Here is a 23,047-nt window from a genome sequence, read left to right on the forward strand (position 1 = left end):
TTCCACAAATAAATAGATCAATTATAATGCATAGTATGAAGGAAATCGATCATTTGGCCCTCGACGGCCACGCCCTCGAGCTGTTCCTCGCCGTGTTGGAGGAGGGCTCGGTCACGTCAGCCGCCACGCGGCTCGGCCTGACCCAGTCGGCCGTCAGCCACGGACTGAACAAGCTGCGGCGCATCGCCGGCGATCCGCTGTTCGCGAAATCCGGCCGCGGCATCGTCGCGACCGCCCATGCCCAGGCACTCGCCGCAAAGGCGCGCGCGCTGATCGACGAGATGCGCAGCTTCGCCGGCGGCGTCACGTTCGAACCGGCGAGCGCGCAGCTCTCGCTGACGATCGCCGCCAACGATTTCCAGCGCGACCTGCTGCTGCCGCGCTTCTTCGAGCACGTCGCAGCGCGAGTAAAGAGCCTGAACCTGCGCGTGATCCCGTCGCAATCGCCCTCGCCGGCCATGCTGCGCGAGAATCGCTGCGACCTCCTGATCACGCCGCTGCCGCCCGTTGGCATCGACATCGTGCAGAAGCGGCTGCTGAGCGATCATTACGTCTGCTATTTCGATCCCAAGGCGCGCGCCGCCCCGGCGGGCCGCAGCGCTTATCTCGCCGCCCGTCACATCACCGTGGTCTATACCGACAACGAGCGGCTCGACTTCGACCGCCGGCTTGCGGCCAACGGCTTCCACCGCGACATCGCCATCTCGGTGCCAAGCTTCTCCGGTGTCCCGTCGTTCCTGCGCGGCTCGCAGATGTTGGCGAGCATGCCGAGCCTGCTCGCCTCCGGTGTGATGGGTGGATTCGCGCATGCGCGGATTCCGCTGGCCTCGCGCACGCGCACGCTGGCCGAGCTGCCGATGTTCATGGTCTGGCACCAGCGCTACCACAAGGACCCCGCGCATCGCTGGATCAGGAGCCAGCTCGAAACGATCGCAGCGACGGCTGCCGGCGGCTGATCCAGGCGTCAGCACCGCTGCGGCCGATCGGCCACACCAGCGCCCGGAAATGTCGCGTCAAGCGCGGCAGCCGGACGAGTTCAACCGAACGGTTGATGCGCAATCCATGATTCCTCGCCACGGTCGCGCCACTGGTGGGACGAGGTGAATACAATGAAAAAGATTCTTGCGCTCGTGCTCGGCGCGACCGCGGCGTTGACGGCGACCAAAGCCGCCGCCGGCGAACTCGAAGACGTCAACGCGCGCCTCGAACAGCTGGAACGCCAGAATGCTGCCATTCGCAAGGAAAACGCCTTCTTGCGCGAGAGCCAGCGGCTGCTCGAAGAGAATCACCGGCTGAAATCACCGGGAGCGCGCGCCGCGGTCGAAGCAGCCAAGACGTCCAACCGACCACGGCAGGAGAACGTCACGTTCATGGCCGTATCGGCGGCGTCGCGACAGGCCATGAATCCCTTGCAGTCCTATGCCGCAGACTTCCCGGCCAAGGCAACGCCGCTGGCCGGTCCGGCACTGTTCAGGGCCTGGATCGAAGGCGGCGCAATCTGGAGCGGCGGGGATCCCGTGTTCAGCAACTACGCCGGAAATAATGTCACCGGAGTCTTCGATCTGACGCCCAAAGTGGGCTGGGAAGCGGCTATCGGATTCGACCACGGCTTCGACGGATCTTTCTGGCACGTCGGCGGCCAATTCCGCTATGGCGAAGGCGGCTCGAGCAACGGCACGCGAACGATCGGCATCGCCGGCGGCGGGCTGACGGGAACGGAAACCTTCGCGGCAGCCTACAAGGAAACTCACTGGCTTGCTGATCTTGCGATCGGGCGTGACTTTGCCGGGCGCGGCCCAGATGCACTTCAGCTCAAGGCAGGTCTTCGCGTGGCCGAGTTCACCGCCCGGAGCTCGGACTCTGATGTCCAGGCTGGCACAGGCGCCGGCGCTTCCATCACGATCGCGAATTACAACGACGCACGCGCGAGCTTCCTGGGCGCAGGCCCCCTCATCGGCCTGGAAGGCTCGGTCCGATTCGCCGGCCAGTGGTCGTTCGACTATAGCGGCGACGTCGCCTTGCTGTTGGGTCGGCAGCAATCGCAGATCACAACGAGGAGCTTGTTTGTTGGCAGCCCGCCGCCCACGGTCGTCGACCAGATCGGAACGGGCAACGACCGGCTGTTTGCCGGTGCGCTGAGCGCCGACATTCAGGTCGGCGCCTCTTACTGGCTGACGCAGAACCTCAAGCTTGGCGCCAGCTACCGGCTCGATGCGTTCGTCAACGTGTTCAACCAGGCCGGCTCGTCCAACGCCGGTTTCACACCGGACCGCTACACGCACGGCCCGCGCGTCACGCTGACCGGGCAGTTCGACGCGATGTAAGGCACGATTGCAGAGGATCAGTTGGGTTCGGCCGCACCAGGCCCGGCGCGCCGTGACGATGCTCCGTCCGAAATCCACTGGTTGCGCGCGGGCCGTCACGCTAGAATTCGGCCATGACAGTGACCGACATTGCGAGCCGAACCTACAATCACAGCTGGCGGCTGGATCCCATCATCCGCAGCCTGCTCGATACAGATTTCTATAAGCTGTTGATGTTACAGATGATTCGGGATGACTATCCGGATCAGCAGGTCACATTTTCAGTCATCAACCGTTCGCGCCATGTACGCCTTGCCGAGATCATCGACGAGGGCGAACTGCGGGCCCAGCTCGACCACGCCCGGACCATCCGTTTCTCCAAGAAGGAGCTGATCTGGCTCGCCGGTAACACCTTCTACGGCAAGACCCACATGTTTTCGGCGGACTTCATCCGCTGGCTGGCCGAATTCCGCCTTCCCGAATACGAGCTGCGCAAGGTCGAGGGCCAGTACGAGCTGCATTTCCACGGGCCGTGGACCCACACCACGATGTGGGAAATTCCGGCGCTCGCCATCCTCAACGAATTGCGCTCACGTTCGGCGATGAAGGGCCGCGGCCGCTTTGAGCTCGACGTGCTCTACGCCCGCGCCAAGGCCAAGCTGTGGACCAAGGTGGAGCGGCTGCGCAAGCTGGAGAATTTGCGGTTGTCCGACTTCGGCACCCGCCGCCGCCACGGCTTCCTCTGGCAGCGCTGGTGCGTTGAGGCGGTGAAGGAAGGCCTCGGCCCGTCCTTCATCGGCACCTCCAACGTGCTGCTCGCGATGGACAACGATCTCGAAGCCATCGGTACCAATGCGCATGAGCTGCCGATGGTCGCGGCCGCGCTGGCGAGGGACGACGAGGAATTGCGCTGGGCGCCCTATCGCATTCTCGATCAGTGGCGCCAGACCTATGGCGGCAATCTGCTGATCGCGTTGCCGGACGCCTTCGGCACCAAGGCGTTCCTGCGCGATGCCCCGGAATGGGTGGCCGACTGGACCGGCTTCCGCCCCGACAGCGCGCCGCCGATCCAGGCCGGCGAGGAGATCGTGGCCTGGTGGGAGAAGAAAGGCCGCAATCCCAAGGACAAGCTGCTCGTGTTCTCCGACGCGATGGACGTCGGCTCGATCGAGGAGACCTATCACCACTTCGCAGGCCGCGTGCGGCTCTCGTTCGGCTGGGGCACAAATCTCACCAACGACTTCGTCGGCTGCGCGCCGGACGGCTCGTTCAATCTCGATCCGATCTCGCTGGTCTGCAAGGTGTCGTCGGTCGACGGACGTCCGGCCGTCAAGCTCTCCGACAACCCGGAAAAGGCGACCGGCATACCCTCGGAGATCGAGCGCTATTTGCGCGTGTTCGGCAACGCCGGCCGTGTGCGCAAGCCAGTATTGGTTTAGCAGCAGCCCAGATTCTCTCGATTGCGTAAATCGGAACGGCCGGATTCGCGGTATCGGCGCGCCGATACCGCGGCGGTTCCGGCTGAGTAGCATTTGCGACGATCTGCGCGCATCTGTTTCACGTCGCTTTCACCCTGAGAGACGATCTCGCGGCTTTCTCATGTCGAGTTAAGCAGGATTCCCGCAAGGTTCGCGTTATCAGCCGAACGATCGGCTGGGTCGTTGAATGATTTGGGGAACGCAGGGTGTTTCGCAGAACAGCAACGTCGGCGAAGGAACGCAGCTTCCTTCACGCGATCAAGCTCGTCTCGCCGTTCGTGATGGTCGTCGTGCTGCAGGCGGCGATCGCCGGATTCAGCCTGGAGGTGATGTCGTCGGTTCGCGCATATGTCGCGGGCGAGGCGATGTGGTCGCGTTCGCAGAAGAACGCCGTCTATTTCCTCAATCTCTATCTGCATTCGGGGGAAGCCAGCCAGTTTGCACGATACCGGACCTCGCTCGCCGTCCCCATCGGCGATGAGTATGCAAGATGGGCGCTCGAGAGTGATCCGGTCGACATCGAGACCGCGCGCATCGGCTTCCTGCAAGGCGGCAACCACCCGGACGACGTTCCTGGCCCGATCTGGCTGTTCCGCTATTTCAACCAGGTCAGCTTTCTCAAGGAGGCGATTCGGGAGTGGGCTGCCACCGATCCGATGCTGCTGGAGCTCAGCGTGTTCGGTGAAGTCATCCGGAGTGAACTGAAGGACGGCCCCATCAGAGACAGCGGTCGCCGGCAGTTCCTCTCGTCACGGCTCTCGGAGTTGAACAGGCAGTTCACGGGGCATGCCGAGCGGTTCTCAACGGTCCTGGGCGAAGGCTCCCGCACCATCAAACTGACTCTGACTTGGCTGAACATCGCGACCGCCGCGATCTTGATCCTGCTCCTGATCTGGCACACACGGCGACTGGTGCTGCAAAGGCTGGCATTCGAGGACGCATTGCATGCGGAAAAGGATCGTCTCGCCTTTCAAGCCTCGCATGACTGGCTGACAGGTATCGCGAACCGGCGAGCCTTCGAGGCGCGACTTCAGAGCGAGCTCGATGGCCGCAGCGAGCGCTCGCTGAGCCTGATCCTGCTCGACCTCGACCAGTTCAAGGCCGTCAACGACAACTGCGGCCATCTCGCCGGCGATCGGCTGCTGTGTCAGGTCGCACGCCTGTTGCAGCAGGACCGGCGGTCATACGACGTGGTCGCCCGACTCGGCGGTGACGAATTCGGGCTGATCCTGCCGCAATGTCCGCCATACGAGGCCGTCGATATTGCCGAGCGGCTGCGACGGTCGCTTGAAGGGTTCAGCTTCGCCTGGGACGATCGCTGCTTTGCCGTGACTGCCAGCATCGGCGTTGCCTGCATCGCCGAGGGCAGCACCACGCTCGAGGAAGCGATGCGCCGGGCGGATGCCGCCTGTTATCGCGCCAAGGAAAAGGGTCGCAACCGGGTTCAAGTCGACAACGGCAAACCGGATGTCGTTCTCGTCGCCCCAAGGCCCCGCGAAGCCGCTCGCGCGTGACGGCGATCGTCGCCGTGATCGTGCCGGCAGGATCCCGAGACCGACGAGATGCGCGTCCAGGAATTGCGTGACCTGCTGGCGCAGCATCTGCGGAGGCACGGCGACCATGCGCTCTTCGAGCCCGAGCGAGATGATCCCATGCACGGCGGAAAACAGGGTGCGCGAGAGCAGCGCAATCTTGACGTCGTCCGCCTCGGGGAGGACCCGCATGAGCGGTGGGTGCATCAAGGCGAAAGCATCCATCACCATCTGAAGGATGTCGTCGGGATAAGGACGGTCGTCCTCCATTCGATGCTCGAACAGCGAGCGCAGCAAATTGGCGTGCTCGGCGAAGAGGTCGAGATAGGTTTCGGCAGCGAGGTCGCCGATCTCCTGAGCCGGTCTCGACTCTACCGCGCCTTCTATGGCCCCGCCGGGCTCGAACTCACGACAGCCAGGCCGAACGCGCTGCCCGAAATGGACTATCCAGTCGGTGTGATTGCAGGAAACCGCTTCATCGACCGCGTCGCCGGTCTCTTCGTGCTGCCGAGGCCGAATGACGGCCGGGTCTCAGTTCAGAGCGTAATGCTGAGCGGTATGGCCGACCATATCGTCGTGATGACCTCCCATACAGGACTGCCTCGCGACCGCGTCGCGATCGAGCAAACGATCGCGTTTCTTCGCAACTACCGCTTTAGCTGAACCTGACGGCTAAGCCGCGGTCCGGCGCTCCTGGGCATAACGCACCAGCGCCGCGAAGCGATAGATCCCGTGCACGAACTTGCCGTAGGGCATGGTGATGAACAGCGCGAAGACAGCGCCGAGATGCAGCGCCAGCAGCGGTCCCATCGCCCAGGTCTCACGCAAGAACAGAAGCAGCATGCCGGTGAGGCCGGTGAGGAACAGCATGGCAATGAAGCCGACATCCATTCCGTAGCTGAACTCGTCGAGCAGTGCCGGATCGCGTCGCATCTTGACCGCGAACAGGCCGATCGGGCCAACGACAAGGCCGATGCCGCCGAGCGTGCCGAGCACAACCGGCAGATCCCACCATGGATACGGCGCCTCGCGCCCGAGCAGGTAGTGATAGAGCGTGGCCACCGAGGTTGCAGCGAAGCACAGCAGGAAGCCGTAGAAGGTCAGGTGATGGAAGAGCTTCCGCCGGTCGGTCGGCTTGTCGTCCTCGTTGTAGCAACCGACACCGCCGCCATCGAGATAGCGCAGTTCGCCGGCATCGCGGATCGCCTGGAAGATGGAGCCCCCGTCGGCATGGCCGCCGATGGGCGTGCCGATATCGCGCCAGAATGCGCGCACGCTCATGACCAGCGCCAGGATGGCAAAGAGAAACGCAGCGCTGAACAGCGCGGCCATCGCGTTGTGCGGCATCAGTCTGTAGAAAGCGCCGGGCCCGGTGTGCACACCGAAAAGCACGCAGCTATCATTCAGTGCCGCAAAGCCGAGAATGAAGGCGGCCATGCTGATCGCGACGACGATGCTGAGGACCAGCCCGTTGCGCGCGAAGGCGCCGGACAGCACCTTGGGCCAGGCATAGGCCGCGTATGACCCGGCGCGCGCGACCGCGAGTGTCTTCGGAACGTTCACGTTGAATTCGTGCGGCGGCGAGAATTGGCAGTCGACGTAGCAGGCACCGCAGGCATGGCAGAGATTGGCAAGATAGTTGAGGTCGCCGTCGGAGAAGGCGCGACGCATTTCCATGGCAGGAAACACCGCGCAAAGCCCCTCGCAGTAACGGCAGGAATTGCAGACCGTCATCAGGCGGTCGGCTTCGTCGAGGATCCTAGTTCCGTGCATGTTTCGCCGCTTCCCGTCCTGCGATCCGCCCGAACACGCTGCCGATGGTCATGCCCATGCCGGCGGCGTAACCCTTGCCGAGCACGTTGCCGGCCATGATTTCGCCGGCGGCGAACATGTTGGCGGACGGCCTGCCGTCAGCCATCAGCATCCGCGCCTCCTTGGTCACGCGCGTGCCGAGATAGGTGAAGGTGATGCCCGGCCGCACTGGATAAGCAAGATAAGGCGGCGTTTCGATCTTGCGCGCCCAATGAGTCTTGGGCGGCGTGATGCCTTCGGTGACGCAGTCGTCCAAGATGGTGTGGTCAAAGGTGCCGGGCCGCACGGCGGCGTTGAACTCGGTGATGGTCTTTTCCAGAGCGGCCGGATCGAGTTCGAGCTTGCCGGCAAGCTCCGCGATGGTCTGTCCCGCGATCGGCGGGAACAGCGTCGGCATGAAGCTGGTGACGACGGTTGAATCGAAGATGATGTAGGCGATCTGGTCGGGCTGCGCCGCGACCAGCCGGCCCCAGATCGCGTAGCGCTTCGGCCAGATGTCCTCACCCTCGTCGTAGAAGCGCTGGGCATGCTTGTTGACGACGACACCAAACACCACGGAGTCATGGCGCGTGATGATACCGCCGTCGAATTTCGGCGCGCGGGCGTCGATCGCGACCGCGTGGCACTGGGTGGGATCGCCGACCTGCTGTACGCCCTTGTCGAGCAGCATCTTCAGGATCGAGCCGCGATTATAGGGCGTGCCGCGGATCAGGAAATTGTCGGCAGCCTCGCCCCAATACTGCTTCAGCCATTCGATGTTGGCTTCGAAGCCGCCGGCGGCGGCCACAAGCGAGGTCGCGCGGATCTCGGTCTCGCCGTTGATCGGCCGCTTCAGGCGCGCAGCGAGGAACATGCCGTCCTCGATCACAAGATCGGTGACTTCGGCGTCGTATTCGATGGCGACGCCAAGACGTTCGGCGGTCAGATACAGCGCGTTCAGCATCGCCCGGCCGCCGCCGAGGAAGAAGGAGTTGGTGCGGCCGAGACTCAGCGTGCCGCCGAGCGAGGGCTGCCAGCGAACGCCCTGCTCCACGATCCAGTTCAGGATGTCCTTGGACTCGCGGATCATGTGACGGGCAAGCACCTCATCCGTCTGCCCGCCGGTGACGCGCAGCAGGTCCTCCCAGAACTCCTCCTCGGTGTAGGGGCCGGTCAGGATCTCGGTCGCGGCATCGTGGGCACAACGCATATTGCGGGTGTGGCGGGTGTTGCCGCCCCGATAGAATTTGGGCGCGCCTTCGAGCACCAGCACCGAGACGCCGCTGCGGCGCGCCGCGATCGCCGCGCACAGCGCCGCGTTGCCGCCGCCGATCACCAGCACATCGTATTTGCTGCTCATGCCGTCTGCCCGATGCGACGAGGTTGGAGACATTCTGCCGCCCGAGGCCCAGGTCAACCGGTCCACCATTGCGTACTTTTGTATACAAAGATATACATATGCGGTGCAAGCGGCATCTCTGCATGGGCCGAATGCAGCGTGAGGAACCATGGCCAGACGACCGGCGAAGGCAGGGGGATCGATCGTGCGCGGCGAAGGAGTCGCGCTGGGCGAAGCCGTATTCCGCTCGCTCTGCGAGGCGCTCCAGGCCGGCAGCTACCGCGCCGGCGACCGCCTGCGGGAGGAGGAAGTGGCGCAGCGGCTCAAGGTCAGCCGCACGCCGGTGCGCGAAGCCCTGGGCCGCCTCGCCGCGCGCGGCTTCGTCGAGCCCGCCGGCGGCCGCGGGCTGATCGTCCGCAACCTCGATATCTCGGAAGTGCTTGAGCTATACGCCATGCGCGAGATCATGGAAGGCGCCGCGGCGCGCCTGGCGGCTGAACATGCCTCCACGCCCGAGATCGACGCACTCAGGGATATCGAGCAGACCTTTGTTGAGGCGTCCGGGATCGACGCCACTGAGATGGCAAGGCTGAACCGCGCCTTTCACGAAGCGGTCTGCCGCGCTGCTCGCAACCGCTATCTCGACAATGCCTCGCGCGAATTGCAGGACTGGATCGCCCTGCTCGGCCCAACCACTTTCACGGTGACGGGGCGCCCCTCGACTAGCCACGCCGAGCATCAGGCCATTATCGGGGCGATCGCCGCGCGCGACGGCGACAAGGCCGAGCAGCTCGCGCGCGCTCATATCCGCGAGGCGCTGCGCTGCCGGCTCAAGCTGCTGCAGAAGCAGTAGACGAGACGCTCACGCCAAGACGTCCGCCACGACCGCCTTCACGACCTCCCGCACATCGGCAGGCTTCATCCGCACCTGCAAGCCGCGTTGACCGCCATTGAGATAGACGAGCTCGTGAGCCAGCGCGCTCTGCTCGATCACAGTGCCGATCTGCTTGCGCTGTCCGAATGGGCTGATGCCGCCGACCTTGTAGCCGGTGACGCGCTCGGCCTCCGGCGGCTTCATCATCTGCGCCGACTTGCCGCTCACGGCGGCGGCGAGCTTCTTCATCGAGACTTCCTGGTCGGACGGTACGACCACGCAGACCGGCTTGCCGTCGACCAGCGCCATCAGCGTCTTGAGCACGCGCGCCGGATCCTCGCCGAGGGCGGCGGCGGCCTGAAGCCCGATGCTCTCGGCGTCGGGATCGTAGTCGTACGTATGAATGGTGAAGGCAATACCGGCGGACGTGAGCGCGCGGGTGGCGGGGGTGACTTTGGACATGGGTGACGTTTACCACCGTCATTGCGAGGAGCGAAGCGACGAAGCAATCCAGAATCCCACCAAGGAGACAACCTGGATTGCTTCGCTAGGCTCGCAATGACCGCTGTGGCCTACTCCGCCGCGTCCCGCATCTCCGCGCGCTCGGCACGCGCGGCGCAGAACTTGAACTCCGGGATCTTGCCGAACGGATCGAGCGCCGGGTTGGTCAACAGGTTCGCCGCCGCCTCCGCGTAGCAGAACGGCATGAACACCATGTTCTTCGGCACGTCCCGGTCCGAGCGGACCTTGACCTCGACGGCGCCGCGGCGGGTCTCGAGGCGGATGAAATCGCCGGGCACCAGCTTCTTCTTGCGCATGTCCTTCGGCGACATGAACGCAACGGCCTCCGGCTCGATCTGGTCCAGCACCTGCGCACGTCGCGTCATCGAGCCGGTGTGCCAGTGCTCCAGCACGCGGCCGGTCGAGAGCACCATCGGATATTCGTCGTCCGGCACTTCGTCCGGCGGAATGACATGGGCCGGCACGATCTTGCCGCGACCGCTCGTGGTCGGGAAGCCCGTGGTGAAGATGATCTCGTTGCCGGGCTTGTTCGGATCGTCGGCCGGATAAGTCACCGCGCCTTCGCGCACCAGTCGCTCCCAACTGATATTCTTCAGCGACGGCATCAGCTCGGCCATCTCGGTGTAGACATCACCCGGGCCGGCATAATTCCAGGGCAAGCCCATGCGCTTGCCGATCTCCTGGATGATCCAGAGATCCTGCCGCGCATCGCCGGGCGGCTTGATCACCTGGCGCGCGAGCTGCACGCGGCGATCGGTGTTGGTGAAGGAGCCGTCCTTCTCGGCGAAGGCGGAGGCCGGCAGGATGACGTCGGCGTGGAACGCGGTCTCGGTAACGAAGAGATCCTGCACCACGAGGTGATCGAGCATCGCGAGCGCCTGGCGCGCATGCTGCAGGTCAGGATCCGACATCGCGGGATTCTCGCCCTCGATATACATCCCCTTGATCTCGCCGGCGTGGATCGCGTTCATGATCTCGACCACGGTCAGGCCGCGGACGGGATCGAGATCCTGCTGCCAGAGCTTTTCAAAACTGCCCCGCAGATCGTCGCGGCCGACCGGCTGGTAGTCCGGCAGGAACATCGGGATTAGCCCGGCATCGGAGGCGCCTTGCACGTTGTTCTGGCCGCGCAGCGGATGCAGGCCGGTGCCGGGCCGACCTACCTGGCCGGTGATCAGCGCCAGCGCAATCAGGCAGCGCGCATTATCGGTGCCGTGAACATGCTGGCTGATGCCCATGCCCCAGAAGATGATCGACGATTTCGCGCGCGCGTAGGTGCGCGCCACCTCGCGCAGAGTCTGCGCCGGGATGCCGCAGATCGCCTCCATCTTCTCCGGCGTGAACTCCTTGATCTTCTCCTTGAGGGCCTCAAAACCTTCGGTGTAGCCGGCGATGTATTGATCGTCGGTGAGGCCTTCGGTGATGATCGTGTTGATCATCGCGTTCAGCATGGCGACGTCCGAGCCCGGCTTGAACTGGAGGTGCTTGGTCGCGTGACGCGACAATGTCTGCCGGCGCGGATCCATCACGAACAGCTTGGCGCCGTTCTGCTTGACCGCATTCTTGATGAAGGTCGCGGCGACCGGATGGTTCACGGTCGGGTTGGCACCGATCACGATGATCACCTCGGCGTCCATCGCCGCCGAGAACGGCGCCGACACCGCGCCCGAACTCAGGCCTTCGAACAGCGCCGCCACCGACGAGGCGTGGCACAACCGGGTGCAATGATCGACATTGTTCGAGCCGAATCCGGTGCGCACAAGCTTCTGGAACAGATAGGCCTCTTCGTTCGAGCCCTTGGCCGAGCCGAAGCCGGCCAGCGCCTTCACCCCCTTCTCGTCACGAATCTTGACGAGACCCTTGGCGGCAACGTCGAGCGCTTCATCCCAGCTTGCTTCACGGAAATGCGTGAAGGGATTGGCCGGATCGACCTGATCGTTGGCGTCTTTCTTCGCATTCGGCAGCCGAACCAGCGGCTTTGTCAGGCGATGCGGATGGTGGATGTAGTCGAAGCCGAAACGGCCCTTGACGCAAAGACGGTTGTGATTGGCGGGACCGTCGCGGCCTTCCGCATAGATCACCTTCTCGTCCTTGACCTCGTAGGTGACCTGGCAGCCGACGCCGCAGAACGGACAGAGCGAATCCACCTTCCTGTCGGCATAAGTTACGCGGGTCTGCTTCTCGTCGAGCATCACGGCCGGCATCAACGCGCCGGTGGGGCAGGCCTGCACGCATTCCCCGCAGGCGACACAAGTGGACTCGCCCATGGGATCGTCGAAGTCGAACACGATCTTGGCGCTGGCGTTGCGGTAAGCCATGCCGATGACGTCATTGACCTGGACCTCGCGGCAGGCGCGCACGCAGAGGCCGCACTGGATGCAGGCATCGAGATTGACGCGCATCGCCGGATGGCTGGCGTCGGCCGCCCAGCGCTCGGCAGCGGGGAAGCGGCTCTCGGTGACGCCCGTTGCCTCGGCCCAGTGCCAGAACTTCGATTCCGGATCGTGGCTGGTCTCGCGCGCCGGCTGGTCGGCGACCAGGAGCTCCATCACCATTTTCTGCGCGGCAGTCGCGCGCGCCGACTCGGTCTTGACCTTCATGCCGACCGACGGCGTGCGCTTGCACGAGGCTGCGAGCACGCGCTCACCCTCGATCTCGACCATGCAGGCGCGGCAATTGCCGTCGGGGCGGTAGTCGGGCGCTGGCGAATAGCACAGATGCGGGATGTCGCGGCCCTGGCGTTTTGCAACCTGCCAGATCGTCTCGCCGGGCTGGGCCTCGACCTGCTTGCCGTCGAGCTCGAACGTAATCTTCGTCATTCGGCCGCTTCCTTGAACTCGTCAGGGAAATATTTGATCACGGAGGACAGCGGATTCGATGCCGCCTGTCCCAGCCCGCAGATCGAGGCATCGCGCATCGCCTGGCTCAATTCTTCCAGAAGTGCGCGGTTCCAGACCGGCTTCTGCATCAGCTGCGCCGCCTTCTGGGTTCCGACGCGGCACGGCGTGCACTGGCCGCAGCTCTCGTCCTCGAAGAACTTCATCAGGTTCAGCGCCGCCGCGCGCACGCTATCCTTCTGCGACAGGATCACGATCGCCGCCGAGCCGATGAAGCAGCCGTATTTCTCCAGCGTGCCGAAATCGAGCGGGATGTCGTCCATCGAGGCTGGCAGGATGCCGCCGGAAGCGCCGCCCGGGAGGTACGCGTAGAATTGATGGCCGTCGGCCATGCCGCCGCAATATTCGTCGATCAATTCGCGCACGGTGATGCCCGCGGGCGCCAGCTTCATGCCGGGATTCTTGACGCGTCCCGAGACCGAGAAGCTGCGCAGGCCATGACGCTCATGGCGGCCATTTCCCTTCCACCAGTCGGCGCCTTTCTCGACGATGTCGCGCACCCACCACAACGTCTCGATATTGTTGATCAGCGTCGGAAGGCCGAACAGGCCGACCTGGAACGGATACGGCGGCTTGTGCCGGGGCAGGCCGCGCTTGCCCTCGATGCTCTCCAGCAGCGAGGACTCCTCGCCGCAGATATAGGCGCCGGCGCCGCGACGCATGTGCAGCGTCGGACCGCCCGGCGGAAGCTTGGCGATCTCGCGCATCAGGATCTCGCGCGAGGCCGGATATTCGTCGCGCAGATAGATGTAGACGTCAGAGGCCTGCACCACATGCGCGCCGATCAGCATGCCTTCGATGAAGCGATGCGGATCGCTTTCGAGATAGACGCGATCCTTGAACGTGCCGGGCTCGCCCTCGTCGCCGTTGATCGCCATCAGCCGCGGACCGGGCTCCCCTAACACCGCCCGCCATTTGCGGCCCGTCGGGAAGCCGGCGCCGCCGAGGCCGCGCAGCGACGCGTCGTCGAGTGCCTTCAGCAGATCGTCTTTCGAGAGCTCACCCGAGCGCACGCGGCCCAGCAGCTTGTAGCCGCCACCGGCGACATAGGCATCGTAATCGACATAGTTGGGCAGATGCGCGTGCGTGTCGCCGGTTTTCACGACGGCCATGACATTGTCAACGGTCGCATGGTCGACGAAGTTGTGTCCGACTTCAGCAGCCGGCGCCGTATCACAGCGTCCGACACAAGGTGCGCGCACGACGCGAATGCCGGGGCCTGACGCACTCTGCAGATCCTCGAGCAGCTTTTCGCCGCCGAGCATGGCGCAAGTCAGCGAATCGCAGACGCGGATCGTCAGCGGCGCAATGTCGGGCTCGCCTTCCTTCACCACGTCGAAATGCGCGTAGAAGGTCGCGGTCTCGAACACTTCGGCGAAGGCGAGCTTCATCTCGTCGGCGAGCGCAGCAAGATGCGCGGCCGAGATCCGGTGATATTTGTCCTGGATCAGGTGCAGATATTCGATCAGCAGATCGCGCCGTCGCGGACGGTCGCCGATCAATTGCTCGATCTCGTGCGAAGCGGTCGGATCGACCTGTCGTCCTTTGGGCGTCGCTTTGGCGCGCCGGCGCCCCTCACCCGGATGCTCGAATTCTCTGACCTTGTGAACGTCGTCGTTGCTGCTCATGGAAACGTCGCGTTCTCCTCAAAAGCGCGATGATCTCAGGCTTGGACCGCCATCGCGATCTGCCCTCATTTCCGGGCTCAAATCGATGGAACCGCGTACTTCCGCGTCCTTGAATCGAGCCTTACTCCGCTCAACTCTAGTCTCTGGTATACCAGAGGGGCAAGTAGATTTAGAACGTCTCTATAATGATTTAGGGGGCGGACAGCCGCCCTGCCACGCCCCCTTCCGCAAACTCAACGCGGAACCCGGCTCAAGTCTTGTCCATGCAGTCCTGAATGTAGAACCAGCGATCATCGCCGGTCAGTCCCTTGGCCTTCACCTCGGCACGGCAGGCCTTCAGCTTCGGCTTGTTGGCTGCCCAGGTGGCCTTCATCTGTTTCAGCTTCTGCATGGTGAGCTTGATCTTGCCCGGCGGCTTGGCGGCAGTGGTCGCGGCAGGTGCCGGCGCAGGCGCTGTCGCGGTCTGGGCCGATGCGGTTTGAAGGCTTGCCGCCAACATCATGGCGGCAAGGCAGATACGGGTGCGAAGCATAAGAATCCCCCTAGATCCCATTCTCAATGTGTTTGCAGACGAGCGCCGCGGGATGCGCAAGCTTCCCGCGGCGGTATGGGCGATCAGAAGATAGCCCAGGCGCTCTGGAGGGTCTTGTACACACCCCATGCCAGCGGAATGCCGACGAAGACCCAAAACAGCGCGGCCCTGCCGTCCAACCCGCCCTTGCCGATGCCGAAGGAGCCATGCTGGATACCGGCTTCGGTCTTGGCACTTGCGGCCTGAAGCCTCGCAACCTCCTGGTTGTTCATGTACCACTTCGGATCGACCGGCTTGATCAGGTAGTTGCAGATGATGCCCGCGATCAGCATCGCACAGAGAATGTACATGGTCGTGTTGTAGAGCTGGTCACGCGGCACGCCCGCCGCGAGCTGGAACTCGCGGATGTAGTTCACCACGACGGGGCCGATGATGCCCGCGGTCGACCAAGCCGTCAGCAGCCGGCCGTGAATGGCCCCGACGAACTGGGTTCCGAACATGTCGGCGAGATAAGCCGGCACGGTCGCAAAGCCGCCGCCGTACATCGACAGGATGATGCCGAAGCCGAGCACGAAGAGAAGCTTCGATCCCATCGCTGCAAAGGTGGGCGCCAGCGCGTAGAGCACGATGCCGAGGATGAAGAACGTGTAGTAGGTGTTCTTGCGGCCCATATAGTCGGACAGCGAGGCCCAGAAGAACCGGCCGCCGATGTTGAACAGCGACAGCAGTCCGGCAAAGCCCGCCGCGATGCCGGCGATGACGGTCTTCTGTTCAACCGAGAGCTGACCGAAGGTGAGCTCCGGATGCCCGATCAACTTGCCGGCGAAAATTTCCTGGAGCATCGGCGAGGCCATGCCGATCACGCCGATGCCGGCCGACACGTTCAAACACAGCACCCACCAGATCAACCAGAATTGCGGCGTCTTGTGCGCGTTGTCGAGGTGGACATGATGCTCCGTGATCATCGACTTCTTTTCGCTCGGCGGAGTCCAGCCCTCGGGCTGCCAGCCAGCCGGCGTCACGCGATAGGCGAAGGCACCGATCGTCATGAAGACGAAATAGACGAGGCCCATCACGACGAAGGTCTGCCATACACCGACGTCGGTCGAGGATTTGAAGTAGTTGATCAGCAGATTGGCGAACGGAGCGCCGATCATCGCACCACCGCCAAAGCCCATGATGGCCATGCCGGTCGCCATGCCGCGGCGATCGGGAAACCACTTGATCAGCGTCGACACCGGCGAGATGTAGCCGAGGCCGAGCCCGACGCCGCCGATGACGCCGGCCCCGAGCCACATGATCCAGAGCTGATGGACGTAGACGCCGAGCGCGCCGATCAGGAGCCCGCCGCCCCAGCAAAGCGCGGCAACGAAGCCCGCCTTGCGCGGACCGGCGCGTTCAAGCCAGCCGCCCCAGATCGCCGCGGAGACGCCGAGCAGGACGAAGAACAGGGTGAACATCCACCCCAGGCTCGCGACCTTCCAATCGCAGGTCGTGGTGAAGAGCTCTTGCCACAGCGACATATCGGGGCAGGCCTTCGGCGCAGTGAGGCCGATCGCGCGCGACAGCGGCAGCCAGAACACGGAGAAGCCGTAGGCCATGCCGATGCAGAGATGGATGCACAGCGCCGCCGGCGGCACCAGCCAGCGATTGAAGCCGGCCTTCGCCACTGTATGTTCGCGATCAAGAATTCCCGCGCCAGCACCCGAAATGCTTCCAGTGCCCTCAATTGTCGTCATGCACTCCTCCCCTGCAGCTGCCCTTCTGAGCAACCTGCCGCTACGATCCTGTTCCTCAGCCCATTGCGACGCAGCTGTTGTCCCTGCTGCTCCGCACAATCACCCGACGCGCGCCAGGACCGTCACGCGCATCTGAAAAAGATAACCCCTCGACTGGGGCTCTATGCCCCATCCTATATGCAGGCTTCGTGCGTGGCCCGCTGATCCGCGTAACGCGGACAAGACTCAACCTCCGCGCCTGCGCGGACAAAGTCAATTGGGGCAGAAGGCGTGATCGATGTCGATAGATAAAAGGTCGGTATCAGCGCGGTCACGCGCGCTCAAGAACGCAGCGCAGCATTGGCATCGCCTATCGAACCATTCGCTTTTTCTATCAAGAAGACGATGCGCGCGTCGTTGCGCTCGGTGATCTCCACCGTGTCGCCGGTCTCGCGGATCAGGTTGGGAATGTCAATCACCGACAGCGGATCGGTGCAGTGCACCTCAAGTTGATCGCCCGGCCGCAAGGGCTTTAGCGCCTTGCGTGTTTTCAAGGCTGGAAGCGGGCATTTCAGCCCGGTGAGATCGAGCGTCGTTCGGGTCATGTGCGCAACATGGCGGGAGGAAACCAGGGCGTCAACGCAGGGGCTCAGATCAGGCCTGCATAGGACAGGAAACCTACGCTCTCGCCCAGTTCGACGCGCGTGATGTCTTCGCCCAGCTCGATCAGTCCGTCGGTCTCCACCAACGACGAGAGCAGCCCGGCACCTTCGCGCGGAAACTTGACCGCTTCCAGCGCACCATCCTGCGCGCGCCGCAAGGATGCGCGCACGTATTCGCGACGACCCGGCTTCTTTTTGTAAGTGAACGCCGCGCGCAGCGGGATCGGCAACAGCGGCTCCGGAAGACTGCCGGCAAGCGCCAATGCGGTCGGACGCACCACATGGACGAAAGTGACGAAACTTGCGACGGGGTTGCCGGGCAGTCCGACCAACGGCGTGCCATCGATGATGCCCATCGCCACAGGCCGGCCCGGCTTGATCGCCATCCGCCACAGCACGAGCGAGCCGACGCTTTCGACGGCCGCCTTGACGTGGTCTTCCTCGCCGGTCGAGACGCCCCCGGTGGTGAGGATCAGATCGTGCGCGCCCGCCACCTGCTTCAATCCATTCGCCAGCGAGTTGCGCTCGTCGCGCAAGATGCCGAGATCGCTGACCTCGCAGCCAAGCCGGCGCAGCATCGCCATCAGCATGAAACGGTTGGAATCGAACAGCTGCGAAGCCGCGCGGGGCTCGCCGGGTGAAGCCAGTTCGTCGCCGGTGGAGAACACCGCGACACGGATGCGCCTGACGACGTCAAGCCGGGTCAGGCCGAACGCCGCGGCGAGCGCAACGTGCTGCGGCCGCAGCCGCTGGCCGGCGCGCAGCGCAATCTGCCCCAGCGGGATATCCTCTCCTGCCGGCCGAACATTGGCACCCCGCTTCAGCCCGGATGGCAACACGACCCTGCCTGATTCATCGATGCGGACATCTTCCTGCATGAACACAGTCTCGGCACCCGGCGGCATCGGCGCGCCCGTGAAGATGCGGGCGGTGTGGCCAGGCTTGATCGGCACTCGGGCAAGGCCGCCGGCCTGGATGCGGCCATCGAGCGGGAACGCCCGCTCTGTTGTCTCGGGGAGATCGGCATCGCCGACGGCGTAGCCGTCGACAGCCGAGTTGGTGAAAGGCGGCAGCGGCAGGGGCGCCGCGATATCGTGCGCCAACACGCGCCCGTCGGCCTCAATCAACGTCACCGTCTCGACATCGGCGATCGCGCTGACACGGGCCGTGATCAGGCCAACGGCCTCGTCGACCGACATCATCGGTCCACCGAAAGCAAAACAATCATCCGACAGTTGCGCCATGGTGCCTCGTCAGCGCATCGCTACGCTTCTAGCAACCGCTTCCTCGATCGGCATCGCTGCACGCAACAGCAATGCCGCTGCAGCCTGGATATCGTCGAGATGGACGGTCGGCAACCGGGTTTCAACCGCGGCATCGGTCGCAACACCGACAATTCCGGGATCGTCGGGAAACAGCAGCGGCTTGTCGTTCGCGGAGCGATGCACCTCGATCTTGCGATGCGGCTCACGCTTGAAGCCTTCGACCACCACGAGGTCGACCGAGGACAATTTGCTCAAAAGTTCCGGAAGCCGCGGCTCGGGCGCACCGCGCAATTCGTGCATCAGAGCCCAGCGATTGGACGATGCCACCAGCACCTCGGCGGCACCGGCCTCGCGATGACGCCAGGAATCCTTGCCGGGCACGTCGACGTCGAACCGGTGATGCGCATGCTTGATCACGGAGACGCGCACGCCCTGCGCGTTGAAATGCGGAATCAGCCGCGTCAACAGCGTTGTCTTGCCCGCGCCGCTCCAGCCTGCAAGGCCGATGACTTTCATTGCAGCTCCGTCTCCACGCACGACCCTTATGGAACCACCGTCCCTCCCGTCTTTGCGAGCGAAGCGAAGCAATCCAGAACTGCCGCCGCGGAAAGACTCTGGATAGCTCAGCTCGCAACGACGAGCGGAGGCATTTTGCCCATTCCCTGCCATGCTTATATCGGCTTGACCCGAATGTCATGCTAACGTCGCCTCCATGATGAAGATCGACAAAGCCCCGGTGCCCCTGATCGTCCCAGATCCCGACGACCCGCGCCTGACTCAGACCGTGACCGGGACTGACCAGACCGGCGCCAGGATCGATATCAAGGTGCCGATGGAACGGCCGCTGACGCTCTACCTGAATGCGCAGGAGATCGTCACCATGATGACGATCGGCGACTATCCGGAATATCTGGCGCTCGGCTACCTGCTGAACCAGAACATGCTGAAATATAATGATGCGGTCACCGAAGTCGAATACGACGACGACCTTCAGGTGGTCGTCGTGCGCACCGAGCACCACACCAATTTCGAGGCCAAGCTCAAGAAGCGGACGCAGACTTCGGGCTGCGCGCAGGGCACCGCCTTCGGCGACCTGCTGGAAGCGGTGGAGAGTGTCGCGCTGCCCAAGGCTGAGCTACGCACGTCCTGGCTCTACCAGATGACGCAGACCATCAACACCATGCCCTCGCTCTATCTCGAGGCCGGTGCGATCCACGGTTGCGTGCTGTGCAAGGCGGGCGAGCCGCTCTGCTACACCGAGGATGTCGGACGCCACAACGCCGTCGACAAGATCGCGGGCTGGATGTACCGCCACGGCGTCGAACCTGGCGACAAGATCCTCTACACCACGGGACGGCTCACCTCGGAGATGGTGATCAAGACGGTGCGCATGGGCATTCCGATCCTGGTGTCACGCTCCGGATTTACGGCCTGGGGCGTCGATCTCGCAAGGCAAGTGGGCCTGACGCTGGTCGGGCGGACGCGCGGAAAGCGCTTCATCGCGCTCGCGGGAGAGGAACGGATCGTCTACGACCAGAATCTTGCTTACGTCGAAGAAGAATCGGCGAAGCACAAGCGTAAGGGCGAAGGTGGTGACGACTAGTATTCCAGCGACGAGGGTTCCTCCGACTCTTGGCGTGCTGCTCGCCGGCGGCCTTGCGCGCCGCATGGGCGGCGGCGACAAGCCGATGCGAACCATCGGCGGACGCACCATCCTGGAGCGCGTGATTGCGCGCCTTTCCCCTCAGTGCGACGCGTTGATCCTTAACGCGAATGGCGATCCCGCACGGTTTTCCCCATTCGGCTTGCAAGTGGTCGCCGATGACGTACCCGGCTTTCCCGGCCCCCTTGCAGGCGTTCTTGCCGCTCTCGACTGGACTGCGACGAATCGCCCGGACATCGATTGGGTGCTCAGCGCCGCAGGCGACTGTCCGTTCGTGCCGCGCGATCTCGTCACGCGCCTTCACGAGGCGCGCGCGCGGGAGAACGCGGAGCTCGCAGTCGCCGCGTCCGGCGGCCAGTCGCATCCGGTGATCGGCCTTTGGCGCGTTGCCTTGCGCAACGAGCTACGTCACGCCCTGGTCGTCGAGGATCTCCGCAAGATCGACCGCTGGACCGCGCGCTATCCGCTCGCCACGGTCACGTGGGCCGCCGAGCCGCTCGATCCGTTCTTCAACGCCAACACGGTCGAGGACATCGCCGAGGCCGAGCGGCTGGCCGCGCTGGACGACGCGGCCTAGTGGTCCTTCAACGAACGATCGAACCGGATCGAGATTGGCTGCGACTACTGATCGGGACATGCTCCGGATCAAGCTATGGTCGCCCCTCTCCTGAATGCCATCTTCGCAGTCGCCGATTTCGCGTTTGATCTTTCGATCACGATCGATCGCATGAAGCGACTAAGCCAACAAGCCACCGGCAGCGACAAGATCGTCGAGGTCCCTCCGGATCCGAAGCCACTGCCGCCTGCCGCACAGCGTGCGCTCGCCGAAGCCGAGGAGCGAGAGTGCGCCGCTCAAGCTGCCAGGGACATCGACGCGGTCGTCTAGGCAGGTCGAAAGCCCGCTCGCTTCAGCGCCGCTCTGGCCTCATTCGAGCCGAGCGCATCAAGAAAAGCCTGCACGGCCGGACGCTGCTTGCGCGCCGTCACCAGCGCAAAGTCATAATGCTCTTCCGCGAACGGAATGAAACCGAGGCCGGCCGCATCGGCGACCGGCGCAATGGTCATACCCCAATCGGCACGGTGCTGCGCGACGGCCGCTGCAACCGCATTGTGCGAGCGCGGCTGGTTCCAGTAGCCCTCCGGGCGCGTACCGCCAAGCAGACGGTCGATCAGAATGCGCGTGCCGGCGCCCTGGTTACGGTTGACCATGATGCAGGCCGGGTCAGCGAGCGCGGCTGCAACCGCCTCCTTCGCGCCGAGGCCTTCAAAGCGCTGGTCGCCCATGCGGAAGACAATGCCCTGCATCCGCCGCCAACCTGGGACAAGCTCGAGACCCTCGACCAGGTAAGGCGTGTTGTAGGTCTCGGTCTTGTCGTCGAGCAGATGGATCGGTGCGAGATCGCATTCGCCGCGCTTGGCGGCTGCAAGCCCGCCGAGACTGCCGACCGCGATCGAGCGTACGATCAGCCCGCCATGCGAGAGTTGCGCCGTGACGAGATCGAGGCCGGTGCAATGGCTGCCGACGATGACAAGATCGGGCACGCGCACATGCGGCGTGAACAGCGTCACTTCGGCTTCCGTGCCCGCCGGCATCTGGTCCGCGAGCGCCTCGATGCGCAGAAAGCCGTCAGCCTGGGCAAAGGACGTGATCGCGCCAGAGCCTTTGCCGGAGGGATAGGCGATCAGGCCCTCCCTGCCCTCGACCAGCGAGACCATGACGAATTCGGTGCGGCCGAGCTCGGAGGCAATACGCACCGGCACGGTCGCGCTCACCTTGGCATCCGAGCGCGGCGGCAGACCAGCCAACCTGCGCAACACCGGCACGATCATATCGTGGAAAGTGAACATCGCCGATGTCGGAAAGCCCGGCAGGATCACCACCGGCTTGCCGTCGCACACCGCAAGGCACAGCGGCTTCCCGGGCTTGAGCGCCACGCCATGCGCGATGACGCCGGGTTGGCCGAGCCGGCCAATAATGCGATGCGACAGGTCGCCCGCGCCCTTCGACGTACCGCCTGAGAGCACCAGCATATCGGCTTCCGCCAGCGCATCGCGCATGGCGGCTTCGAGCTTAGCCTCGTCGTCGGGGATCGCACCGAGGAAAATCGCTTCGCCGCCATTCTCATCGATCGCGGCCGCAACGATAGCGCCATTGGTGTCGTAGATCGCTGCCGGCGCAAGTGCCTCGCCCGGCTGCGCCAGTTCGTCGCCGGTGGAGATCACCGCGACACGGGGCTTCCGCGCCACATTCACCTCCGCGATCCCGCACGCCGCCAGCATCCCGATCTCGCGCGAGCCGATGATCGTGCCGGCGCGAAGCAGCGCCTCGCCGCGTGCGATGTCCGAGCCCGCGTAGGACACGAATTGTCCCGGCGAGACCGCCCGACGAACATCGATCGCCTGCGAGCCGGCCGGCTGGGTGTGCTCGACCATGACCACCGCGTCGGCACCACGCGGCAGCGGACCGCCGGTGGCGATCGGCGTTATGGTTCCTGCCGCCACTTGCAGCGCCGGCGCGGTGCCGCAGTGAATCGTCTCGCCGTTCAGCACGAGCCGTACCGGCGCGCCTTCACCAGCCGCTGAAAGGTCCCCCGAGCGTACGGCAAAGCCATCGACATTGGAGCGATCGAACGGTGGCACATCGATCGGTGCGGTGATGTCTTCGACAAGGGCTGCGCCGAGTGCATCGGCAAGCCTGCGCCGCTCGCTGGGGATCGCACGCGGAAACAGCGCCGCCTCGAAACGCGCCAGCGCCTCCTCCCGCGAGAGGATTCTTAGAAATTGCTCCTGCTCGAGCGCCCTACGATCTGGCGGCTTTGGGATCATCGTCATGCCGGAACCCT

20 protein-coding genes are annotated in these 23,047 nt (G+C 64.1%); 9 read left to right on the forward strand and 11 right to left on the reverse strand.

What is annotated here, in order from left to right:
• The first annotated feature begins 26 nt into the window (after positions 1 to 26).
• The 5 genes from X265_RS29450 to X265_RS41550 all read left to right on the forward strand — a co-directional run bounded on the left by X265_RS29450 (position 27) and on the right by X265_RS41550 (position 5,976).
• Complete coding sequence (locus X265_RS29450) at positions 27 to 956, forward strand: LysR family transcriptional regulator (RefSeq protein ID WP_128968012.1); 930 nt, start codon at positions 27 to 29, stop codon at positions 954 to 956.
• A 153-nt stretch (positions 957 to 1,109) separates the two neighbouring features.
• Positions 1,110 to 2,324 (forward strand): hypothetical protein, encoded by a 1,215-nt coding sequence (locus X265_RS29455; RefSeq protein WP_128968013.1) that lies wholly within the window; start codon positions 1,110 to 1,112, stop codon positions 2,322 to 2,324.
• A 113-nt stretch (positions 2,325 to 2,437) separates the two neighbouring features.
• On the forward strand, positions 2,438 to 3,742 hold the full coding sequence (gene pncB / locus X265_RS29460) for a nicotinate phosphoribosyltransferase (protein ID WP_128968014.1): 1,305 nt from the start codon (positions 2,438 to 2,440) through the stop codon (positions 3,740 to 3,742).
• Positions 3,743 to 3,987: 245 nt separating this feature from the next.
• The gene (locus X265_RS29465) at positions 3,988 to 5,295 is read left to right on the forward strand and encodes a GGDEF domain-containing protein (RefSeq protein WP_128968015.1); all 1,308 of its coding nucleotides are present in this window, start codon (positions 3,988 to 3,990) and stop codon (positions 5,293 to 5,295) included.
• 48 nt (positions 5,296 to 5,343) lie between these two features.
• Positions 5,344 to 5,976, forward strand: a complete 633-nt coding sequence (locus X265_RS41550; protein ID WP_244659422.1) for an alpha/beta hydrolase — start codon at positions 5,344 to 5,346, stop codon at positions 5,974 to 5,976.
• A 9-nt stretch (positions 5,977 to 5,985) separates the two neighbouring features.
• Here the strand turns inward: X265_RS41550 and tcuB are convergent, their stop codons facing one another.
• Positions 5,986 to 7,086 carry a tricarballylate utilization 4Fe-4S protein TcuB gene (tcuB, locus tag X265_RS29480; RefSeq protein ID WP_128968016.1) on the reverse strand — a complete coding sequence of 367 codons (1,101 nt, stop codon included), beginning with the start codon at positions 7,084 to 7,086 and terminating at the stop codon, positions 5,986 to 5,988.
• Positions 7,073 to 8,464, reverse strand: a complete 1,392-nt coding sequence (gene tcuA, locus X265_RS29485) for an FAD-dependent tricarballylate dehydrogenase TcuA (protein ID WP_128968017.1) — start codon at positions 8,462 to 8,464, stop codon at positions 7,073 to 7,075. The genes tcuB and tcuA overlap by 14 nt, the downstream gene beginning before the upstream one ends.
• A 148-nt stretch (positions 8,465 to 8,612) precedes the next feature.
• On the opposite strand from tcuA, the gene X265_RS29490 reads away from it, so the two are divergent.
• Positions 8,613 to 9,296: a GntR family transcriptional regulator gene (locus X265_RS29490; protein ID WP_128968018.1), complete on the forward strand. Its 684-nt coding sequence runs from the start codon at positions 8,613 to 8,615 to the stop codon at positions 9,294 to 9,296.
• 9 nt (positions 9,297 to 9,305) lie between these two features.
• Here the strand turns inward: X265_RS29490 and ybaK are convergent, their stop codons facing one another.
• The 8 genes from ybaK to mobB form a co-directional block, all read right to left on the reverse strand.
• Complete coding sequence (gene ybaK / locus X265_RS29495) at positions 9,306 to 9,779, reverse strand: Cys-tRNA(Pro) deacylase (protein ID WP_128968019.1); 474 nt, start codon at positions 9,777 to 9,779, stop codon at positions 9,306 to 9,308.
• Between the two features lie 110 nt (positions 9,780 to 9,889).
• Complete coding sequence (fdhF, locus tag X265_RS29500) at positions 9,890 to 12,658, reverse strand: formate dehydrogenase subunit alpha (RefSeq protein ID WP_128968020.1); 2,769 nt, start codon at positions 12,656 to 12,658, stop codon at positions 9,890 to 9,892.
• Positions 12,655 to 14,364, reverse strand: a complete 1,710-nt coding sequence (locus X265_RS29505) for an NADH-ubiquinone oxidoreductase-F iron-sulfur binding region domain-containing protein (protein WP_128968021.1) — start codon at positions 14,362 to 14,364, stop codon at positions 12,655 to 12,657. Before X265_RS29505 ends, fdhF begins: the two co-directional genes overlap by 4 nt.
• A 250-nt stretch (positions 14,365 to 14,614) precedes the next feature.
• Positions 14,615 to 14,896 carry a hypothetical protein gene (locus X265_RS29510; protein ID WP_128968022.1) on the reverse strand — a complete coding sequence of 94 codons (282 nt, stop codon included), beginning with the start codon at positions 14,894 to 14,896 and terminating at the stop codon, positions 14,615 to 14,617.
• Positions 14,897 to 14,979: 83 nt separating this feature from the next.
• Positions 14,980 to 16,635, reverse strand: a complete 1,656-nt coding sequence (locus X265_RS29515) for an OFA family MFS transporter (protein ID WP_128968023.1) — start codon at positions 16,633 to 16,635, stop codon at positions 14,980 to 14,982.
• A 320-nt stretch (positions 16,636 to 16,955) separates the two neighbouring features.
• Entirely contained in the window at positions 16,956 to 17,219 is a 264-nt protein-coding gene (locus X265_RS29520) for a sulfurtransferase TusA family protein (RefSeq protein ID WP_128968024.1), read from the reverse strand.
• A gap of 44 nt (positions 17,220 to 17,263) precedes the next feature.
• Entirely contained in the window at positions 17,264 to 18,520 is a 1,257-nt protein-coding gene (locus X265_RS29525; RefSeq protein WP_128968025.1) for a molybdopterin molybdotransferase MoeA, read from the reverse strand.
• 9 nt (positions 18,521 to 18,529) lie between these two features.
• On the reverse strand, positions 18,530 to 19,057 hold the full coding sequence (gene mobB, locus X265_RS29530; RefSeq protein WP_128968026.1) for a molybdopterin-guanine dinucleotide biosynthesis protein B: 528 nt from the start codon (positions 19,055 to 19,057) through the stop codon (positions 18,530 to 18,532).
• Between the two features lie 196 nt (positions 19,058 to 19,253).
• Between mobB and fdhD the strand changes: the two genes are divergently transcribed.
• The 3 genes from fdhD to X265_RS29545 all read left to right on the forward strand — a co-directional run bounded on the left by fdhD (position 19,254) and on the right by X265_RS29545 (position 21,090).
• Complete coding sequence (fdhD, locus tag X265_RS29535) at positions 19,254 to 20,144, forward strand: formate dehydrogenase accessory sulfurtransferase FdhD (RefSeq protein WP_128968027.1); 891 nt, start codon at positions 19,254 to 19,256, stop codon at positions 20,142 to 20,144.
• Positions 20,131 to 20,781 carry a molybdenum cofactor guanylyltransferase MobA gene (gene mobA / locus X265_RS29540; protein WP_128968028.1) on the forward strand — a complete coding sequence of 217 codons (651 nt, stop codon included), beginning with the start codon at positions 20,131 to 20,133 and terminating at the stop codon, positions 20,779 to 20,781. Before fdhD ends, mobA begins: the two co-directional genes overlap by 14 nt.
• Before the next feature lie 75 nt (positions 20,782 to 20,856).
• Positions 20,857 to 21,090, forward strand: coding sequence for a hypothetical protein (locus X265_RS29545; protein ID WP_128968029.1), 234 nt, complete (start codon positions 20,857 to 20,859; stop codon positions 21,088 to 21,090).
• Here the strand turns inward: X265_RS29545 and X265_RS29550 are convergent.
• A complete protein-coding gene (locus tag X265_RS29550) occupies positions 21,087 to 23,036 on the reverse strand; it encodes a molybdopterin biosynthesis protein (protein ID WP_128968030.1) in 1,950 nt (649 codons plus the stop codon). The two genes, X265_RS29545 and X265_RS29550, sit on opposite strands and share 4 nt — an antisense overlap.
• Between the last annotated feature and the right edge of the window lie 11 nt (positions 23,037 to 23,047).

This window comes from Bradyrhizobium guangdongense (assembly GCF_004114975.1).
Classification (GTDB): Bacteria; Pseudomonadota; Alphaproteobacteria; order Rhizobiales; family Xanthobacteraceae; genus Bradyrhizobium; species Bradyrhizobium guangdongense.

Bases quoted from the DNA above. Each gene is read 5' to 3' on its own strand.
- X265_RS29450 (WP_128968012.1), top strand. From the start codon at position 27: ATGCATAGTATGAAGGAAATCGATCATTTGGCCCTCGACGGCCACGCC.
- X265_RS29455 (WP_128968013.1), top strand. From the start codon at position 1,110: ATGAAAAAGATTCTTGCGCTCGTGCTCGGCGCGACCGCGGCGTTGACG.
- pncB (WP_128968014.1), top strand. From the start codon at position 2,438: ATGACAGTGACCGACATTGCGAGCCGAACCTACAATCACAGCTGGCGG.
- X265_RS41550 (WP_244659422.1), top strand. From the start codon at position 5,344: ATGCGCGTCCAGGAATTGCGTGACCTGCTGGCGCAGCATCTGCGGAGG.
- tcuB (WP_128968016.1), bottom strand. From the start codon at position 7,086: ATGCACGGAACTAGGATCCTCGACGAAGCCGACCGCCTGATGACGGTC.
- tcuA (WP_128968017.1), bottom strand. From the start codon at position 8,464: ATGAGCAGCAAATACGATGTGCTGGTGATCGGCGGCGGCAACGCGGCG.
- X265_RS29490 (WP_128968018.1), top strand. From the start codon at position 8,613: ATGGCCAGACGACCGGCGAAGGCAGGGGGATCGATCGTGCGCGGCGAA.
- ybaK (WP_128968019.1), bottom strand. From the start codon at position 9,779: ATGTCCAAAGTCACCCCCGCCACCCGCGCGCTCACGTCCGCCGGTATT.
- fdhF (WP_128968020.1), bottom strand. From the start codon at position 12,658: ATGACGAAGATTACGTTCGAGCTCGACGGCAAGCAGGTCGAGGCCCAG.
- X265_RS29505 (WP_128968021.1), bottom strand. From the start codon at position 14,364: ATGAGCAGCAACGACGACGTTCACAAGGTCAGAGAATTCGAGCATCCG.
- X265_RS29510 (WP_128968022.1), bottom strand. From the start codon at position 14,896: ATGCTTCGCACCCGTATCTGCCTTGCCGCCATGATGTTGGCGGCAAGC.
- X265_RS29515 (WP_128968023.1), bottom strand. From the start codon at position 16,635: ATGACGACAATTGAGGGCACTGGAAGCATTTCGGGTGCTGGCGCGGGA.
- X265_RS29520 (WP_128968024.1), bottom strand. From the start codon at position 17,219: ATGACCCGAACGACGCTCGATCTCACCGGGCTGAAATGCCCGCTTCCA.
- X265_RS29525 (WP_128968025.1), bottom strand. From the start codon at position 18,520: ATGGCGCAACTGTCGGATGATTGTTTTGCTTTCGGTGGACCGATGATG.
- mobB (WP_128968026.1), bottom strand. From the start codon at position 19,057: ATGAAAGTCATCGGCCTTGCAGGCTGGAGCGGCGCGGGCAAGACAACG.
- fdhD (WP_128968027.1), top strand. From the start codon at position 19,254: ATGATGAAGATCGACAAAGCCCCGGTGCCCCTGATCGTCCCAGATCCC.
- X265_RS29545 (WP_128968029.1), top strand. From the start codon at position 20,857: ATGGTCGCCCCTCTCCTGAATGCCATCTTCGCAGTCGCCGATTTCGCG.
- X265_RS29550 (WP_128968030.1), bottom strand. From the start codon at position 23,036: ATGACGATGATCCCAAAGCCGCCAGATCGTAGGGCGCTCGAGCAGGAG.